The organism is Mariprofundus sp. KV (assembly GCF_013387475.1).
Taxonomy (GTDB): domain Bacteria; phylum Pseudomonadota; class Zetaproteobacteria; order Mariprofundales; family Mariprofundaceae; genus Mariprofundus.
Genome location: NZ_VWNB01000006.1, coordinates 1 through 17,418, shown reverse-complemented (window position 1 = coordinate 17,418; position 17,418 = coordinate 1). Strand labels below are relative to the sequence as shown.

Sequence of the window (17,418 nt, the reverse complement as noted above, 5' to 3'; positions counted from 1 at the left end):
CCATCTTCAGATATATCAGCTTTGATAAGCGGGTAGTTAACAGTTTCTTATGAAGGGAGAGATCATGAAAAAGGTATTTATTCTTGCCTGTGTTGTTCTGCTTGCAGCATGCAGTCAGCAGGAGGAGAAAAAAGCTCCGGCACTAACACTTGATAGTGAGGAGTCCAAACTTGCCTATGCCATCGGTATGGATATCGGCATGTCACTAAAAACGCTGGGTACTGATCTGGATCGGGCTGTAATGATAGCCGCGATCAATGATCGGCTTGATGGCGTCGAGACCAAACTGACTCAGGAAGATGCCAACAAGGTGAAACAGGCCTTTTTTGTAAAGCAGGCTGAGAAGAAGGCAGTTGAGCAGAAAGCGGCAGCTGAAAAGAACAAGGCCGAAGGCACCGCTTTTCTTGCTGAGCATGCAGGCAAAGAGGGCGTGACTGTAACGCCGAGTGGTCTGCACTATCAGGTGATTCTGCAGGGTGAGGGCGCCAAGCCGACCCTCAACGATAAAGTTACCGTTCACTACAAAGGTACAACGATTGATGGTGTTGAGTTCGACTCCTCCTACAGCCGTGGTGAGCCGATCACCTTCCCTCTGGCTGGCGTGATTGCCGGTTGGCAGGAGGGCGTTCAGCTGATGAATGTCGGCTCCAAATACAGGCTTGTTCTGCCATCTGAGCTTGCTTATGGCGAGCGTGGAGCCGGTGCCAAGATTGGTCCCAACAGCGTACTGATCTTCGAGGTTGAACTGGTTGCGATCGTTGATGAGAAGGCAGAAGCAGAAGCTGCTGCCAAGCTGGAAGAGGCTGCCAAGGCGGCACAGGCAGAAGCCAACAAGTAGAGAGCTATGCATGATGCATCGAAATGATTCATCATTTTGTCACAATTCACAAATAACATTGCTGCCCTTCCCCTGTATGGGGGGAGGGTTATTTTTATGAAACAATCGAAGTCACACATGACTTTGATAAGAGATAGGAGATCTGAATTGAAAGAGAAGATTTTGAAGTCGTACAAGGCGTGGGATCTCCCTACGCGTATTTTCCACTGGGTGAATTTCACGACCGTGCTGCTACTGATCTTTATGGGTCTGATGATGCTGTTCAAGAAGGATATGGGCATCACCAGCCTGGAGGCGAAGATCACCCTGAAAACCATCCATGTGCTGATCGGTTATGTGTTTGTTCTGAATCTGGCAGTGCGTATTGGCTGGGGTTTTGTCGGTGGTCGTTACTCGCGCTGGATGAATATCTTTCCCGGTAAAGGTTATATCGGTGAATTGAGCGCCTATCTGGGCAGCATCAAAGCTGGTGAGCCAAAACAGTATGTGGGTCACAATCCGCTGGGTCGTCTGGCTGTAGCGGTGATTATGCTCTCACTCTCTGTGATGGCGGTGACCGGTCTGGTTCGTGCCGGTACCGATATCTATTACCCGCCGTTTGGTTCCACGTTTGCCGCACAGATCGCAGCAGAAGGTGTTGATCCTGCAACGATCAAACCGTATGACAAAACAGGTACTGATGCAGAGAAAGCCAAAGCCCTGAGCGCATTCAAAGGCCCGTTCGGCACTGTGCATATCTACACATCCTACTTCCTGATGTTCCTGATTCTTCTGCATATCTTTGTCGTGGTACGTACCGAGATCAAAGAGGGTGGTGGCCTGGTTTCAGCGATGATTACAGGTCGTAAGGCGCTCTCCAAAGAGCCGGAAGATCTCAACGGATAATGCGAAAGCCGTAAAGTGCAATAGAAAGGCCCCGCAAATGCGGGGCCTTTTTTTCATCCTGAAATTTCTGCTGCATCCATGCGGCAGATCCATTCGCCCTCTCCCCGACCGAATGGAAATTGTTGCGAGCCGGGATGCGTACACGCTTTTAACGCATCGCATCGTGCTACTGCGACCCGTCGTGGGCCGCACAGGTTCCGCCCTTATGCTACGGCTTCAAAGCAGCGTGGGCAGAGTTCGTTATGCACAGCATGGGTTGGCTCGGCTGGTGCGCTGAAGTTCCAGCAGCGTGGGCATTTCACACCATCTGCAGCCCTGACTGTGATGGTTTCACCGGCTTCCACTTTGGCAACGATGAACAGCTGTTCCCAGCTCTCACCCACAGCTTTGGCAAATGCACTATCCAGATTTGGTACTGTCACCGTCGCTGCAATGGATGAACCGATGATCTTATCCTTCTTGGCCTGATCCATCGCTGTGTTGACCTGCTCACGCAGGGCAAAGAAGGCTTCCCACGCCTTCTCATCGACAGTGATATCAGCAACCGGATGGAAGCGCTGCAGGTGGATGCTCTTCTCATCAGAGCCGGGCAGGAACTCCCACGCCTCATCGGCTGTGAATGGCACAATCGGAGCAATCAGTCGAATCAGTGTATCGGCAAGATCATACAGGGTGGCACGGGCTGAGGCGCGACGTCTGGAGTCGGTTGCATCACAGTAGAGACGATCCTTGATGATATCGAGATAGAAGCCACCCAGATCAACCGAACAGAAGTTGTGAATCTCCTGATGGATACGGTGAAACTGGTAGTGCTCATAAGCATCGTGCACCACGTGCTCAACCTGAGAAAGCCTGTGGCTGGCCCACTGATCCAGAGGCGTACGATCGGCCAGAGCAACAGCATCACGAACCGGATCAAAGCCATCGAGATTGCCGAGCAGGAAGCGGATGGTGTTGCGGATGCGGCGATAGGCTTCAGCCAGCTGTTTGAGAATCTCATCAGAGATACGGATATCTGCTGAATAGTCGGCAGATGCGATCCACAGGCGCAGGATATCTGAGCCGAGTTGCTGGATAATCTTCTGCGGCGCTACAACATTGCCTTTGGATTTGGACATCTTGTTGCCGTTTTTATCGACCACAAAACCGTGCGTGAGCACACCTTTAAACGGTGCCACGCCGCGGGTACCGACACTCTCCAGCAGCGAGGACTGGAACCAGCCGCGATGCTGATCAGAGCCCTCAAGGTAGAGATCGGCAGGGCTGGAGAGATCATCACGATGTTCCAGCACGCAGGCGTGCGTACTGCCTGAGTCGAACCATACATCGAGGATATCGGTCTCTTTCGTAAATTCAGTGCCGCCGCAATCGGGGCAGGTTGCAGCGGCAGGCAGGAATGCGCTGACATCTTTGGCGAACCAGACATCTGCACCTCCCTCTTCTACCTGTTTGGCGATGCCTTCAACGACCTCGGCAGTGGTCACCTTATGTGAACCACAGGCACAGCGGATGGCGGTGATCGGTACACCCCAGTTGCGCTGGCGTGATACACACCAGTCAGGGCGCTGCTCCACCATCGCACGAATGCGGTTTTCACCCCATTCCGGTGTCCAGGTTGTCTTCTTGATCTCGGCCAGTGCTTTGCTGCGCAGATCATTGGCATCCATGGAGATGAACCACTGCGGTGTGGCACGGAAGATCAGAGGTTTGTGGCAGCGCCAGCAGTGCGGATAGGAGTGGCGAACTTCACTGGTCTCAAGCAGGGCGCCACAGTTAAGCAGATGCTCAACCATGATGGCGTTGGCCTGATAGACGTGGCGACCGGCAACAACAGGGGTGGCCTCATCAAACAGGCCGGTATCACCGACAGGGTTGAAAGCCTTCAGGCCATATTTCATGCCGATCTCGTAATCTTCCTGACCATGGCCGGGTGCGGTATGCACCGATCCTGTACCCGCCTCCAGTGTGACATGATCGCCGACCAGAATCGGAGCATGCTGATCGAGGTAGGGGTGGCGGAAGTTGCGTTTGTCCAGTTTGTCGCCGCTGAATGTTGCGACAACCTCACCGGCAGCGCCGATCGCCTGCATCACACCGGCACGCAGATCCTCTGCCAGAATAATGATCTCTCCGACTTTGAGATTGCGGTTATCAGCGGCATCGGTGATCTTCACAGCTGAGTATTCGATAGATGGGCCGACAGAGACAGCCAGATTGGCAGGGATCGTCCACGGTGTGGTGGTCCAGATAACAATAGAGAGATCACCGGTCAGTTCAGGTGCGATATCGGTCAGATCTTCACCGGCAGCGAATTTCACATAGATCGAGTGTGAGGTGTGATCCTCATACTCCACCTCCGCCTCTGCCAGCGCAGTCGCGCAGGAGACACACCAGTGCACAGGTTTGGCCCCCTTATAGAGGCCGCCATTGTCGAGGAACTTGCCGATCTCACGAACGGTGTTGGCCTCAAAGTTATAATCCATGGTGACGTACGGGTTTTCCCAATCACCGGTGATACCCAGACGTTTGAACTCTTCACGCTGCACATCGATCTGCCCTTTGGCATAGTCGCGGCACTCGGCACGGAATTCAGAGTCGGAGATATCCTCTTTTTTGCGCTTCTTCTTTTTGAACTTCTCTTCCACCTTCAACTCAATGGGCAGGCCATGGCAATCCCATCCCGGTACGTAAGGGGCATCAAAACCGAGCATGGTACGGGAGCGGGTCACAACATCTTTAAGTACCTTGTTCAGGGCATGACCGATATGGATGCTGCCGTTGGCGTATGGCGGGCCATCATGCAGCACGAACTTCGGCGCATCTTTGCGCGCCTCACGAATCTGCGCGTAGAGGTTCTCATCTTCCCATTTCTGCAGGCGGGTAGGCTCGCTCTGCGGCAGGTTGCCACGCATGGGAAAGTCAGTTTTTGGCAGGAAAACAGTAGATTTGTAATCGAATACTTCTTGTTCAGACACAGTGTGGCTCCATTTGTTTAGACGCAGATGAACGCAGATATTCGCAGATTTAACCTCTGCTCTCAATCTTGCGTCGGACTTCCACCCGTTTCTCTGCGAAGTTAATCAGTAGTCCGATTTCAAGGCCAGTTGCCTTGAGATAGTTGACCAGTTGCACTTCATGAACCGGCAGGATATGCGATACTGATTTCAATTCCACTATGATTTTATCATTCACCACCAGATCTGCGAAATATTCACCTACAATCAAGTCATCATATTGTACCTGTAAGGGAACCTGTTGATCGATTTTCAGACCCGTCTTGCCGAGTTCAATCACCATTGCATTCTCGTAAACTTTTTCCAGAAAGCACTGAGCCCAGTGCGTTATGGACAGTATATGCCACTCGAATAATCTGCTCAGTCAGTTCCTTGAATTTGAATTTATCTGCGTCAATCTGCGTTCATCTGTGTCTAAATTACTCAGTGTCTTCTAAAATCTGTCTGGCCATATCACAATCTTTGGCGATCTGGGCAGCCAGATCGGCGTGGCCGGTGAATTTGCGATCTTCGCGAATGCGTTTGATAAAACTGACATTCAGGCAGTGATCGTAGAGATCAGGAGAGTCATCCAGCAGGTGCGTCTCCAGAAGCAGGGTGCGGCCATTGAAGGTGGGGCGGTAGCCGAGGTAGGCGGCACCATTCCACGTTTTTGATCTGTCGATATTGTTGGCACGCACGGCGTAGATACCAACCGGCGGGTGGGCCAGATCAGCCACATCAACATTGGCGGTAGGGAAATTCATCTCACGCCCACGCTTCTCACCATGCAGCACCTTGCCTGCTATCGAGTAATCACGCCCGAGCAGTGTTTTGGCCAGTTTGAAATCGGCCGCCTCAACAGCTGAACGGATACGCGAGCTGGAGACCACAGCGCCCATCATCTCAAAGGCAGAGGCTTCAGTTACAGTGAAGTGCTGGGTATCGCCAAGCCTGCGCAGATCATCGACATGGCCCTGTCGATCATGGCCAAAGGCAAAATCGTATCCGACATGGATATGTTTGAAGGCAAATGTCTCATGCAGTGTGTTGGAGAATCTTTCAGCTGACCATGTCGCCAGCTCTTTGGTGAACTCCAGCAGTAGCACAGCATCTACGCCAGCAGCCTGGAGATACTGCATACGCTCCTGCACATGGCAGAGGCGACGTGGTGCCTCCTCAGGGTAGAGAACAGCGCGCGGGTGCGGTTCAAAGGTGACGACAATCGTCGGCCCGTCGGCTGCGCTGGCGTGACCATTGGTTTCAGCCAGCACCTGTTCATGGCCCATATGTACGCCATCAAAATTACCGACAGTAATAGCACCGCCTTTAATCTCTGAAACTTTGGCCTCATCCCATGAGTTAAATATCTGCATGGGCGAACACTATCGCCTGATTGAAAAATAGAACAGGGAGCAGGCCTAATCTTGTCGGGGCTTGAGCCATCGCCTGTAACACGGCACGATTCCGCGCTATGGATATTGTAACGCAGGGGTTGGCTGGTGCTGTACTGGCGCAGAGTTTCTCCAAAAAGGATGAGACGCGCACTGCTATGGTGATCGGGTTTCTGGCAGGGCTGCTTGCTGATATCGATGCGCTGTTTACCCATTCCCAATTTGATCCACTGCTGCAGCTTGATTTTCATCGCCACTTTACCCACTCGATCTTCTTTATCCCTTTCGGCGGCCTGATTGCGGCACTGCTGATGTGGCCGGTGCTGAAAAAGGTGCTGCCGTTTAAGCGTGCACTACTGTTTACGACCGCCGGTTACGGCACATCGGGCCTGATTGATGCCTGCACCTCATATGGAACCTCTCTGCTCTGGCCGCTGACTGATGAGCGCATCTCATGGAATATCATCTCTATTCTTGATCCGCTCTTCTCAATTGCGCTGATTACCGCGATTGCTTTTGCAGCCGTGAAACGTACATCGCGCTATGCCGCTTTTGGCCTCTGCTTTGCCATATCCTATCTGCTGATCGGATTTGGCCAGCATGAACGGGTTGAAGCGATGGCGCTGGCGCTGGCTGAAACACGAGGCCATCAGGTAGATCGCATCGAGATTAAACCGACAATGGGCAATCTGATTTTGTGGCGCTCGATCTATGAGGCGGATGGCCACTTCTATATGGATGCCGTGCGTGCCGGACTACCCGGTGAAGAGAAGCTCTATGCCGGTGAATCGGTGAAACGTTTCGAATTGACCGATCTTCCAGAGGTATCCGAAGACTCTGTATTGGCAGCAGATATTAAACGCTTTGAGTTTTTCTCTGATGGTTACATCTCCCTGTTTCCGGGTGAAAAGCTGTTGATTGGTGATACTCGCTACTCGATGCTGCCAACCTCCACCAAACCGATCTGGGGCATTGAACTGGATTTGACCGATCAGCAGCGACATACGCCTTTCAATCAGTTTCACGATGCATCTGATGCCACCCATCAGGCCTTTATTGATATGCTGCTTGGCAAGGATGTCCAGCTTGTGAAAGAGAGTTCTAAACCCGAACCGCAGGTGCTGGCTGATTCTCCAGAGCGAGCGATTTAATCATTCGGGTTGTGTTTTATAAAACTTTCTTGCGTGATCCATAAGGCCTGATATCCATAATACATGCAGGGCTATGTTCAAGAGCAAGTGAAAAATAAGCTGCTATAATGAAATTATGACTAATTGTTGCGAAATAGAGTGTATCACTATGATGGTGCTTCTTTTGAAGGTGCAAGCCCAATGAGAATTGGTCATAAGGTTGTTTCGGGCTTCGTAATAATGGGTGCATTGGTAGCTGTAGTCGGAGGCTATAGTCTTACACGCCACTATGACTCTCTCCACCAGATTGATCAGATTATTCATACAAACACCCATGAAATAGAGTTAACAGAGAAAATTGATGGTGCTATTCAAAGCCTCAAATTAAATTATCTGGCATGGATATTTGAAACTCAGGTTGCTCAACATCCAGCTGATATTGCTAAGGCCAGAGAGGGTGTGAAAAAAAACATTCTAGATCTGAATGAATCGCTCCTGTCGCTGGAACAAATTTCACGAATGCAGATGGCGTGGGTTGATCATGAAGATGAACTACAAGAAATCAAAGAAATCAATGACCTTAAGCGGCGATCAACGCAATTTGATGCCATTAATGAGCAATTGGGGTTATTGCTCAATTCGGGTGCCTATTTGCAAGCTCATCAGTTACTCAATAATAAGATCAATCCGCTAGTGGCGGAGATTTTATCGATCTCTTTTAAGCTGAGAATTGATGCCTCCAATGAGATGAAAAATGCGTTGGTGAGGGCTAGAGATGATACTGAGTCCAACATTACATTGACTATTCAGCTTGTTATTGGCGTATTGCTTGCCGCTATTCTGTTTGGTTTGCTGCTCTCACGCGGAATTATGAGCAGAATAGTTAAACTCAAGCAGGTGACTGAAGAGATAGGTTCAGGCCACCTTGATAGCAGGGTTGATTCTTTGTCAGGTGATGAGATTGGAGATATTGCACAGTCCATTAATAGTATGGCTAAAGGTTTAAGGAAAGCGATTGTATCTCGAGATGATCTGGTCAGAGAGATTCGCATTCGTGAAATCGCGGAGGTTGAACACTCAAAAAGTGAGGCGAAGTTCCACACAATCTTTGATGCTTCCGCCGATGTGTTGTTTCTGCTCGATGATGTGGGTGTTTTAGATTGTAACAGTGCATCGCTAGGCTTGTTTGAATATTCAAGTAAGGAGCAGTTGATTGGTCAGCACTTGGCTGATCTTTCTCCAGAGGTTCAATTGGATGGTAGCTGTTCGCAAACAGCTGCATGTGAGCGAATCGATGAAGCATATAAAGAGGGCTCTATTCAGTTTGAATGGATATGTAAAAAGAGTTCAGGCGAAGAGTTTTCAGCAGAGGTTCTGTTAACGAGTACCATCTTGAATGGTGGAGATCTTCTCTTGGCTTCAATTCGGGATATTTCTGAACGAAAATTTGCTGAACGGGCACTCAAGGCAAGTGAAGAGAGAACTCGTCTGCTTCTCGATTCTACTGCAGAAGCAATTTATGGTATTGATAGAGATGGTCTATGTTTTCTCGCAAACGCATCATGTTTGGAAATACTGGGTTATGAAGATCACTCTGAGTTAATAGGGAAAAATATGCATGAGTTGATTCACCATAGCCGTTCAGATGGGACAATATATCCCATAGATGAATGCCCTGTGTATCGAGCATTAGAGACAGGAGAGGAGTCTCATGTTGATGATGAGGTGATATGGCGAAAAAATGGCAGCTATTTCCCAGCTTCTTATTGGACACACCCGATCTATAAAGGCGATAAGATCGCAGGCAGTGTGGTCACATTCCTAGATATTTCCGAGACCATCAAAACTAAACAGGATCTGAAACAGAGTCATGAGTATCTTCGAGTCTCTTTGGAAGGCACAGTTTCTGCAGTAGCCAAGGCGGTTGAGGCAAGAGATCCATACACTTCTGGTCATCAGAATAGAGTGGCAGAGATAGCTGTAGCGATTGCCCATGAGATGGGGCTGGATTCAGATCGTATCAAAGGTATCTATCTGGGAGCCATTATCCACGATATTGGTAAGATTCAGACACCTGCAGAGTTATTAAGCAAACCATCAAGACTGACAGGGATTGAGTATTCACTGATCCAGACACATGCCCAGACGGGCTATGATATCCTCAAGGATGTTGCTTTCCCCTGGCCTATAGCATTGATTGCACAGCAGCATCATGAACGTGTCGATGGCTCGGGTTATCCTCATGGGCTGAAGGGGGAAGAGATCTGTCTGGAAGCTCGCATTGTCGCTGTGGCCGATGTGGTTGAAGCGATGAGTAACCATCGTCCCTATCGGGCCGGGCTGGGCATTGATCGGGCTCTGGATGAAATCAGAACCAATAGGGGTACTCACTATGATGCAGATGTCGCTGATGCATGTCTGTTACTTTTTACTGCCAAAGGGTTCTTTGTTCAGACTTCTTGAATAAAATTCTCAGGATTTTATCGCTATGCCATCTTAATGGATGTGAATATGCGTGAGAGCTATTAAATCGCAGTTGGTTTTTCGGGCCAGGTGCATTCGTTGGCTACAGCGCAGGCGTGGCATTTGGGTTTGCGGGCAGTGCAGGTGTAGCGGCCATGCAGGATCAGCCAGTGGTGGGCATGCTGCATAAACTCTTTGGGAATTCTTTTCAGTAGTCCCTTCTCTACATCCAGCGGGGTTTTGCCCGGTGCGATGCCGGTACGGTTGCCGACGCGGAAGATGTGGGTGTCCACAGCCATGGTGGGTTCACCGAACAGTATATTGAGCACCACGTTGGCGGTTTTGCGGCCTACACCGGGCAGGGCTTCCAACTCTTTGCGAGTACGCGGCACTTCACCATTGTGTAGCTCAACCAGCATCGCGCAGGTGGCCATTAGATGTTTGGCTTTGCTGTTATAAAGCCCGAGTGTGGCGATATAGGATTTCAGCCCCTCCTCACCGAGATCGAGAATCATCTGCGGTGTGTTGGCAACCGGATAGAGCTTGGCGGTTGCTTTGTTGACACCCACATCGGTGGATTGTGCGGAGAGCATCACTGCGGCAAGCAGTTCGAAATCATTGCTGTAGTTGAGTTCGGTGACCGGTTCGGGGTCGATGGCTTGCAGGTGTTCAAAGAAGCGCCGCACATTGGCAGCAGTCATTTTCTTAGCCATGTGAGGGGCTGTTACTCGTTAACTTCGTTCAGGGTCAGGTTGACCTGGCGGTCGATGATCTCACCGGCAGGATTCAGCACCTGCTCAACGAGGAAGAGGGTGTCATCGGTGATCTTCTCGATCTTGCCGTTGTTTTTACCCATATGGTTGCCGCGACGTACGATATAACCCTTGGCCGTTCCATCCTGAACCATGGCTACACGTTCACCACCCATGGAGAAGATGGCAACCAGCTTCAGTGTGGCCAGATCAAAATCTTCGAGTTTTTCGCGTTCGCGGTTGGAGAGGCGGGTTTTGTTATCAAGCAGGGCGCTCTGGCCACGTGAAGCGACACGCACCAGATAGGAGGCGAAAGGGTCACGCAGGTTGGCAAAATCGATCTCAGGGGCGGTAACCAGATGCTGCATGGCATCAGGCATCGATCCCTCTTCTGCTGTGACAGCATCTTCTGCAGATGCCGTAAAAGCACCTGTTAAACATACCGCTAGAAGACCAGCCCAAAACTTCATCGTTATCTCCCTGCTGCCATAAAACAGACGTTTATGCAGATCGTCTGTGAATTAGAGCATTGTTATCAATGTGATGCAAAGCAAATCTGAGGCCAGCCGGATGCACGCTGCCTCTACTTTCTGCCTGAGCTGCCAAAACCGCCGCTGCCGCGCTGGGTTTCAGAAAGCTCTGAAACTGCTTCGAAATCGGCCTGCACAAACGGGGCAATGATCATCTGGGCAATGCGGTCGCCACGGCTGACAGTGAAGGGGGCTTTGCCGTGATTGATCAGGATGACACCCACCTCGCCACGGTAGTCGGCATCGATGGTGCCCGGTGTATTGAGCACGGTGATGCCGAATTTCAGGGCAAGACCTGAACGGGGCCGAACCTGGGCTTCAAAATTATCAGGCAGGGCCATGGCGAAACCGGTTTTGATCAGTGCTGTCTCTCCGGGTTGAATGATCACATCATCATCAACCGCTGCGCGAAGATCGGCTCCTGCCGCGTGGGTGGTGGCGTAGAAGGGGAGATCAATACCTTCACCATGAGGTAGTCGTTGAATCTGTACTTTCGGGTTGCTCATCACTTTAGCTCCGTAATGTGTTGAATAATCTGTTCGGCAAATGCCTGTTTGCTGACTGTGTCGATCGTGGTTTCACTCTGCGGGGTGATCCACCAGCCGCTGGCATTGTGCGATCCCATGTTGTTCACATCGTTAGCGACAATCGCATCGACATTTTTTTGCGACAGTTTGCTCTTTGCATACGCGATATGGTTGGACGATTCAGCGGCAAAGGCGATGACGCGAGACGGGCGTCTCTCCATGTTGGCGATGTGGGCGACGATATCGGGGTTGGCGATCAGTTCGACATGCATGCTGGTTGTGCCGCCGCGTTTCATCTTCTCGGTATACATCTCATGAAAACGGAAATCACTGACGGCGGCTGTGGCGATAAATGTATCGGCACCTTTGGCTGCTTTCAGGCATGCACTGAGCATATCATCTGCAGATTCAACATCGATGCGTTTCACCTGTGGATGAGTATGAGGGGTTCCCGGGCCTGCAATAAGTGTAACCGCTGCTCCCATGGCTGTGGCAGTTGAGGCAAGCAGTGCACCGAGTTTGCCGCTGGCGCGATTGGTCAACACGCGTACGGCATCCCACGCCTCGACAGTCGGCCCGGCATTGATCACCCACTGTTGACCTTTCAGAGCCTGATCTTCCCAGAGCAGCGGCTGCAGTGCCGCGACAATCGCTTCCGGTTCAGAGAGGCGGCCAGTGCCCTGCTCTCCGCAGGCCAGTGTCCCCGCTTCAGGGCCGACAAATGATATACCGCGTGCTTTGAGCGTTTCGACATTGCGGCAGGTGGCATCGGACTCCCACATCGAGCTGTTCATGGCAGGGGCCAGCAGTACCGGTGCCTCATTGACCTGCATCATCGTGGTCAGCAGGTCATCTGCGATACCATATGCAAGCCGGGCCAGAATGTTGGCTGTGGCAGGGGCAATGACTACGGCATCAGCCCAGCGTGCCAGCTGGATATGGCCCATCTCTCTCTCAGAGGTGAGGTCGAAGAGTTCGCTATGCACTTTGTTGCCGGTCAAAGCCTCAAAGGTGAGCGGGGTGACAAATTCAGAGGCTGAACGGGTCATCACGCAACGCACCTCTGCCCCTGCCTTGATCAGCAGGCGGGCAAGCTCGGCCACACGGTAGACCGCAATGCCGCCACCGATGCCGATGAGGATGCGTCTGTTCTTCAACATGTTAGCCCTGTGCTTCCTTGAGGGTATTGAGTACCTCTTCAACGTGGCCGGCAACCTTTACCTTGCGCCAGGCGTTAGTAATCACACCTTCAGGGTTGATGATGAAGGTGGAGCGCTCAATGCCGAGATACTCTTTGCCGTAGTTCTTCTTTATCTGCAGAACATCAAAGGCTTTGCAGAGTGTTTCATCAGGATCAGAGATAAGCGGGAAGTTGAGTTCCTGTTTGGTGACGAAATTCTGGTGAGATTTCACGGAATCACGACTGACACCGACGATGGCGGCATCGGCAGCGGAGAAGTCGGGCAGGGCATCGCGGAACGCACACGACTCGGTGGTGCAGCCGGAGGTGCTGTCTTTCGGATAGAAGTAGAGGATGATCCATTTGCCCTTCAGATCGGCCAGCTTGAGTCTGCCCTCAGGCCAGGTCTGCAGCTCGATATCGGCAGGTGCGGTATCACCGGGATTGATCGTGTATGTGCTCATGAAAGGCTCCTTGGCTGAGGTTGTCAGTGCAAAACTGGATTATCGGATGCGCAAGCATAGGTCACGATGCTAGCCTTCGCCACATGGAGATATGTTTATGAGTCAGGTGCTGTTGGCTGAGCCGCGTGGTTTCTGTGCCGGTGTGGATCGCGCGATTGAGATCGTTGAGCGGGCGCTGGAGGTCTACGGCGCTCCGGTTTATGTGCGTCACGAGATCGTACATAACAAATTTGTCGTTGAAGGGTTGAAGGCGAAAGGGGCTGTATTTGTCGCGGAGGTGGATGATGCGCCGGATAATTCGCTGCTGATCTTCTCAGCCCACGGTGTCAGCAAAGCGGTGCGCAGCAGCGCTGATCAGCGCGGCCTGCGTGTCATTGATGCCACCTGCCCGTTGGTGACCAAGGTACATCTTGAGCTGCTGCGTCACTATCAGAATGGTGATCAGGTGATCCTGATCGGCCATGCCGGGCACCCCGAAGTTGAAGGCACGATGGGTCAGGCACCTGATGGTGCAGTGTTGCTGGTTTCACAACCCGAAGATGTTGAGCAGCTTGAAGTGGCGGATCCGCAGAGGGTTGCCTATGTCACCCAGACCACACTCAGTGTCGATGATACTGCCGATGTGATTGCGGCTCTGCAGAAGCGCTTTCCGAACATTCAGTCACCCAAGCGTGAGGACATCTGTTATGCCACCAGTAACCGTCAGGCGGCAGTGAAGGAGCTGGCTGCCAACTCTGATGTGGTGCTGGTGATCGGCTCCAAAAACTCATCCAACTCCAATCGCCTGCGTGAGGTTGCTGAGCGAACCGGTTGCGCCGCCTATCTGATTGATGGCTGCGATGATATCGAACCGGGCTGGTTCGGCTTTGGCGATCGTATCGGTATCTCGGCGGGAGCTTCTGCACCGGAGGTGCTCGTGGAGCAGGTGAGCAACTGGCTGATGGCGCGTGGTTTTGCTACGCCGCAAGTGCTCAAGGTGCGTGAGGAGAATGTCACCTTCAGTCTGCCCACAGAGCTGCGCTGAATTTCTTATTATTGATGGGTTTATATTAAAAAGAGGGTAATAATTCAGTGCATACATTCAGATCCACGAATGGCCCTGACCACCTTCTCTGCACAGTGGTACATTCACCTTGTAGACACAAATGAGCACGAATTTAAAGATATTCAACCAGTACAGCCTCTCTTATTCGTGTTGATTTGTGTGCATTCGTGGTTCGATTTTATGTTTTTTGTAACTATTTCAGAAAATTATCGATGTTTTTAGCCTGATCGGCGGCGTTGCCGATGTAGGTGGCAGGGCTCATCTCAATCAGTGACTGCTTGGCATCGGCTGGAATCTCCAGTGTTTCGATGAACTCACGCAGACGCTCAGGAGTGATGCCGATGCCGCGTGTCAGTGCCTTCATCTGCTCGTAGGGATTTTCCAGACCATAACGACGCATCACCGTCTGCACCGCTTCACCGAGCACCTCCCAGCTGGCGTCAAGATCGGCATTGATGCGCTCGGCATTGATCTCCAGTTTGCTGAATCCGCGCATGGCCGAGCTGTAGGCAAGAATCGAGTAACCGAAGCCGACACCGAGGTTGCGCAGTACGGTGGAGTCGGTCAGGTCACGCTGCCAGCGTGAGATCGGCAGTTTTTCAGCCAGATGTGCCAGCACAGCATTGGCCAGCCCGAGGTTGCCTTCGGCATTTTCAAAATCGATCGGGTTGACCTTATGTGGCATGGTTGATGAACCGACCTCACCGGCGATCACCTTCTGTTTGAAGTAGCCGAGTGAGATGTAGCTCCAGATATCACGACTGAAATCGATCAGTATGGTGTTGAAACGGGCGGTAGCGTTGTTGATCTCGGCAATATAGTCATGGGGTTCGATCTGGATGGTGTAGGGATTCCAGCTGATGCCCAGCGACTCAACAAAGCCTTTAGCAATGGCTTCCCAGTTCAGCTCAGGGTAGGCGGCGAGATGGGCGTTGTAGTTGCCAACCGCGCCATTGATCTTGCCGAGCACCTCGGCATTTTCGATCTGTTTAAGCTGGCGGGCGAGGCGGTAGGCGACATTGGCCCACTCTTTACCCATCGTGGTCGGACTGGCTGTCTGACCATGGGTGCGTGCCAGCAGTGGTTGGTCGGCATGGGTCTTGGCACCGGCAGCGATGGCATCAACAATTTTCTGCATCTCAGGGATCAGTACACTCTGGCGTGCTTCGTTGAGCATCAGCGCATAGGAGAGGTTGTTGATATCTTCAGAGGTGCAGGCGAAGTGGAAGAATTCCGAGATCGCTGCCAGCTCGGCATTATCGGCCACCTTCTCTTTAAGCAGGTATTCAACCGCTTTAACATCGTGGTTGGTGGTGGCTTCGATCTCTTTGACACGGTTGGCATCGGCCACAGAGAAGTCGGAGACAATGGCATCAAGAAATGCCTGCGCCTGGGTCGAGAATGCAGGGACTTCACTGATATCACTGTTGGCGGCCAGCATCTGCAGCCAGCGCACTTCAACAGTCACACGCGCCTTGATCAGACCATACTCACTGAAGATCGGACGCAGTGCCCCGGTTTTGCCGGCATAGCGGCCATCCAGTGGTGAGAGGGCGGTAAGAGGTGAAACCTGCATGGGGACTCCAGTGTACTTCGTCAGTATAGGTGTTGCGTAGCTTTTGCGGGGGCGAAAGATACACGTGAACGATATTATTTCCAAAACTCAAATTAACTGCTGATGAAGTTGCACAGGGCAGATCAGTTTTCCGTTTTGTAGTTGGCACATTGATTGCTTGGCATTTTGTGTGAAAAACGAGCGCTATAACGGCCACTCTACTCATGTGGATGCTATCTCTTCTGAGATACTGAATACCGTGCCTGATGCTGTAGTCTCTATCGGTGCAGACCAACGCATTGTGCTGTTTAATAATGCTGCCGAGTCACTTTTCGGATACTCTCGAGATGAGGTGATTGGCCAGAGTCTTGATATATTAATTCCTTCAGCGATTCGTCATCAACACAAGAAGCATGTGCATGACTTTCATACCGCTCAGGAGCCGCCTCGCTACAAGCATTCCCGAGGAGGGATATTTGGTCTCGCCAAAGATGGAAGGACGTTTCCTGTTGAGGCCTCTATCTCTACGATAGATGTGGATGGTCGCGTCATTATTACTGCTGTGCTGCGTGATATCAGCGAACGTTATCAGACAGAAATCATGTTGCGTAAACTTTCAGCAGCCGTTGAACAATCTTCCGAAGCCGTGATGATTACTCGGCCAGATGGTACAATTGAATACGTTAATCGGGCATTTTCAACCATCACTGGTTATAGCTTTGAAGAGGCATTGGGTTGCAAGCCTTCATTATTGAAAAGTCTTGCGCAGCCTTCTGAGGTCTATTCCGAGCTTTGGCAAACCATTACTGCAGGAGAGGTCTGGGAAGGCGTACTTACAGACCAGCGCAAAGATGGCTCTTTTTATCCAGCCAGAACATCTATCTCACCTGTCTTGGATGACGATGGAGTGATTACCCATTTTGTCTCGTTTCAGCAGGATATGACCGAAAAAAATGCAATGGAAAAGCGGTTTCTGCAAGCTCAGAAGATGGAAGCTCTGGGGACATTTGTTGGTGGAATCTCTCATGATTTCAATAATCTTCTTAGTGGCATGCTTGGGCAGGCCTATCTGTGTCGGAAAATGGCAGATGGAGATCGCAAGCTTCTGGAACGACTGGAGTTGATAGAGAGTCTTGGCAGGCAGGGCTCTGAGATGATTAAACAGCTACTCACATTTGTCAGGAAGGAGGATGTAGAGACTGAAACCGTATCATTAAGCTCCTTCATCAAAGAGATTAATAAATTCATTCGCACTGCAATTCTGGAGGATATTGAGTTTAACTGTACGCTTGGCGAAGATGAAATGATGGTAAAGGTAAATCCTAACCAGTTCTATCAGGTCATTATGAATTTGATCACAAACGCAGTACATGCGGTTTCCGCTGTTGAGCAACCTGAGATATCACTGGATCTACGTTTGGTGACAGTGGATGCGATTCAATCCGGCCGCTATGAAGGGGTGAAGGCTGGTCAATATGCGCAACTCTCTGTGTCAGATAATGGTTATGGCGTTGATGAAAATCTTGCACCCAAAATTTTGGTTCATCGCGGATTAGCGGGAAATAGAGTTTAAAGTGGGCGGTGTCCCCGGTTAGATTGTTTGTACCACCAAGCAACTGACCAAAGGACACCGCGACCATGAACGATGCTAAAGTTACCCTA

The 17,418-nt window shown here is 51.1% G+C and carries 15 protein-coding genes; 6 read left to right on the top strand and 9 right to left on the bottom strand.

Translation table 11 applies throughout. The annotated features are described in order from the left end of the window. Positions 1–64 precede the first annotated feature (64 nt). Both F3F93_RS05965 and F3F93_RS05960 read left to right on the top strand, forming a co-directional pair. The gene (locus tag F3F93_RS05965; protein ID WP_176958258.1) at positions 65–838 is read left to right on the top strand and encodes an FKBP-type peptidyl-prolyl cis-trans isomerase; all 774 of its coding nucleotides are present in this window, start codon (positions 65–67) and stop codon (positions 836–838) included. Positions 839–985: 147 nt separating this feature from the next. Beyond that, positions 986–1,723, top strand: coding sequence for a cytochrome b/b6 domain-containing protein (locus F3F93_RS05960; RefSeq protein ID WP_206675385.1), 738 nt, complete (start codon positions 986–988; stop codon positions 1,721–1,723). A 203-nt stretch (positions 1,724–1,926) separates the two neighbouring features. On the opposite strand, the gene ileS is transcribed toward F3F93_RS05960, so the two are convergent. From ileS to F3F93_RS05945, 3 genes are all read right to left on the bottom strand, one after another. Next, positions 1,927–4,698 (bottom strand): isoleucine--tRNA ligase, encoded by a 2,772-nt coding sequence (gene ileS / locus F3F93_RS05955; RefSeq protein WP_176958256.1) that lies wholly within the window; start codon positions 4,696–4,698, stop codon positions 1,927–1,929. 49 nt (positions 4,699–4,747) lie between these two features. Then, the gene (locus F3F93_RS05950) at positions 4,748–5,020 is read right to left on the bottom strand and encodes a GxxExxY protein (protein ID WP_206675384.1); all 273 of its coding nucleotides are present in this window, start codon (positions 5,018–5,020) and stop codon (positions 4,748–4,750) included. A 136-nt stretch (positions 5,021–5,156) separates the two neighbouring features. Further along, positions 5,157–6,092 (bottom strand): bifunctional riboflavin kinase/FAD synthetase, encoded by a 936-nt coding sequence (locus tag F3F93_RS05945; protein ID WP_176958255.1) that lies wholly within the window; start codon positions 6,090–6,092, stop codon positions 5,157–5,159. A 98-nt stretch (positions 6,093–6,190) separates the two neighbouring features. Between F3F93_RS05945 and F3F93_RS05940 the strand changes: the two genes are divergently transcribed. Both F3F93_RS05940 and F3F93_RS05935 read left to right on the top strand, forming a co-directional pair. Beyond that, the gene (locus F3F93_RS05940) at positions 6,191–7,261 is read left to right on the top strand and encodes a metal-dependent hydrolase (protein WP_176958254.1); all 1,071 of its coding nucleotides are present in this window, start codon (positions 6,191–6,193) and stop codon (positions 7,259–7,261) included. A gap of 180 nt (positions 7,262–7,441) precedes the next feature. Further along, positions 7,442–9,703, top strand: coding sequence for an HD domain-containing phosphohydrolase (locus tag F3F93_RS05935; protein ID WP_176958253.1), 2,262 nt, complete (start codon positions 7,442–7,444; stop codon positions 9,701–9,703). Positions 9,704–9,765: 62 nt separating this feature from the next. On the opposite strand, the gene nth is transcribed toward F3F93_RS05935, so the two are convergent. From nth to F3F93_RS05910, 5 genes are all read right to left on the bottom strand, one after another. Then, entirely contained in the window at positions 9,766–10,404 is a 639-nt protein-coding gene (nth, locus tag F3F93_RS05930; protein ID WP_176958401.1) for an endonuclease III, read from the bottom strand. Positions 10,405–10,427: 23 nt separating this feature from the next. Next, entirely contained in the window at positions 10,428–10,925 is a 498-nt protein-coding gene (locus tag F3F93_RS05925) for a pilus assembly protein PilP (protein ID WP_176958252.1), read from the bottom strand. A gap of 113 nt (positions 10,926–11,038) precedes the next feature. Continuing rightward, the gene (dut, locus tag F3F93_RS05920) at positions 11,039–11,491 is read right to left on the bottom strand and encodes a dUTP diphosphatase (RefSeq protein WP_176958251.1); all 453 of its coding nucleotides are present in this window, start codon (positions 11,489–11,491) and stop codon (positions 11,039–11,041) included. Next, the gene (gene coaBC / locus F3F93_RS05915) at positions 11,491–12,672 is read right to left on the bottom strand and encodes a bifunctional phosphopantothenoylcysteine decarboxylase/phosphopantothenate--cysteine ligase CoaBC (protein ID WP_176958250.1); all 1,182 of its coding nucleotides are present in this window, start codon (positions 12,670–12,672) and stop codon (positions 11,491–11,493) included. Before coaBC ends, dut begins: the two co-directional genes overlap by 1 nt. 1 nt (position 12,673) lies before the next feature. Next, positions 12,674–13,156, bottom strand: coding sequence for a peroxiredoxin (locus tag F3F93_RS05910; protein ID WP_176958249.1), 483 nt, complete (start codon positions 13,154–13,156; stop codon positions 12,674–12,676). 97 nt (positions 13,157–13,253) lie between these two features. Between F3F93_RS05910 and ispH the strand changes: the two genes are divergently transcribed. Then, positions 13,254–14,180 carry a 4-hydroxy-3-methylbut-2-enyl diphosphate reductase gene (gene ispH, locus F3F93_RS05905; protein ID WP_176958248.1) on the top strand — a complete coding sequence of 309 codons (927 nt, stop codon included), beginning with the start codon at positions 13,254–13,256 and terminating at the stop codon, positions 14,178–14,180. 214 nt (positions 14,181–14,394) lie between these two features. Here the strand turns inward: ispH and purB are convergent, their stop codons facing one another. Continuing rightward, positions 14,395–15,777, bottom strand: a complete 1,383-nt coding sequence (gene purB / locus F3F93_RS05900) for an adenylosuccinate lyase (RefSeq protein ID WP_176958247.1) — start codon at positions 15,775–15,777, stop codon at positions 14,395–14,397. Between the two features lie 169 nt (positions 15,778–15,946). Between purB and F3F93_RS05895 the strand changes: the two genes are divergently transcribed. Next, positions 15,947–17,329, top strand: a complete 1,383-nt coding sequence (locus F3F93_RS05895) for a PAS domain S-box protein (RefSeq protein ID WP_176958246.1) — start codon at positions 15,947–15,949, stop codon at positions 17,327–17,329. The last annotated feature ends 89 nt before the right edge of the window (positions 17,330–17,418 follow it).

Bases quoted from the DNA above. Each gene is read 5' to 3' on its own strand.
- F3F93_RS05965 (WP_176958258.1), top strand. From the start codon at position 65: ATGAAAAAGGTATTTATTCTTGCCTGTGTTGTTCTGCTTGCAGCATGC.
- F3F93_RS05950 (WP_206675384.1), bottom strand. From the start codon at position 5,020: ATGGTGATTGAACTCGGCAAGACGGGTCTGAAAATCGATCAACAGGTT.
- F3F93_RS05945 (WP_176958255.1), bottom strand. From the start codon at position 6,092: ATGCAGATATTTAACTCATGGGATGAGGCCAAAGTTTCAGAGATTAAA.
- F3F93_RS05940 (WP_176958254.1), top strand. From the start codon at position 6,191: ATGGATATTGTAACGCAGGGGTTGGCTGGTGCTGTACTGGCGCAGAGT.
- F3F93_RS05935 (WP_176958253.1), top strand. From the start codon at position 7,442: ATGAGAATTGGTCATAAGGTTGTTTCGGGCTTCGTAATAATGGGTGCA.
- nth (WP_176958401.1), bottom strand. From the start codon at position 10,404: ATGACTGCTGCCAATGTGCGGCGCTTCTTTGAACACCTGCAAGCCATC.
- F3F93_RS05925 (WP_176958252.1), bottom strand. From the start codon at position 10,925: ATGAAGTTTTGGGCTGGTCTTCTAGCGGTATGTTTAACAGGTGCTTTT.
- dut (WP_176958251.1), bottom strand. From the start codon at position 11,491: ATGAGCAACCCGAAAGTACAGATTCAACGACTACCTCATGGTGAAGGT.
- coaBC (WP_176958250.1), bottom strand. From the start codon at position 12,672: ATGTTGAAGAACAGACGCATCCTCATCGGCATCGGTGGCGGCATTGCG.
- F3F93_RS05910 (WP_176958249.1), bottom strand. From the start codon at position 13,156: ATGAGCACATACACGATCAATCCCGGTGATACCGCACCTGCCGATATC.
- ispH (WP_176958248.1), top strand. From the start codon at position 13,254: ATGAGTCAGGTGCTGTTGGCTGAGCCGCGTGGTTTCTGTGCCGGTGTG.
- purB (WP_176958247.1), bottom strand. From the start codon at position 15,777: ATGCAGGTTTCACCTCTTACCGCCCTCTCACCACTGGATGGCCGCTAT.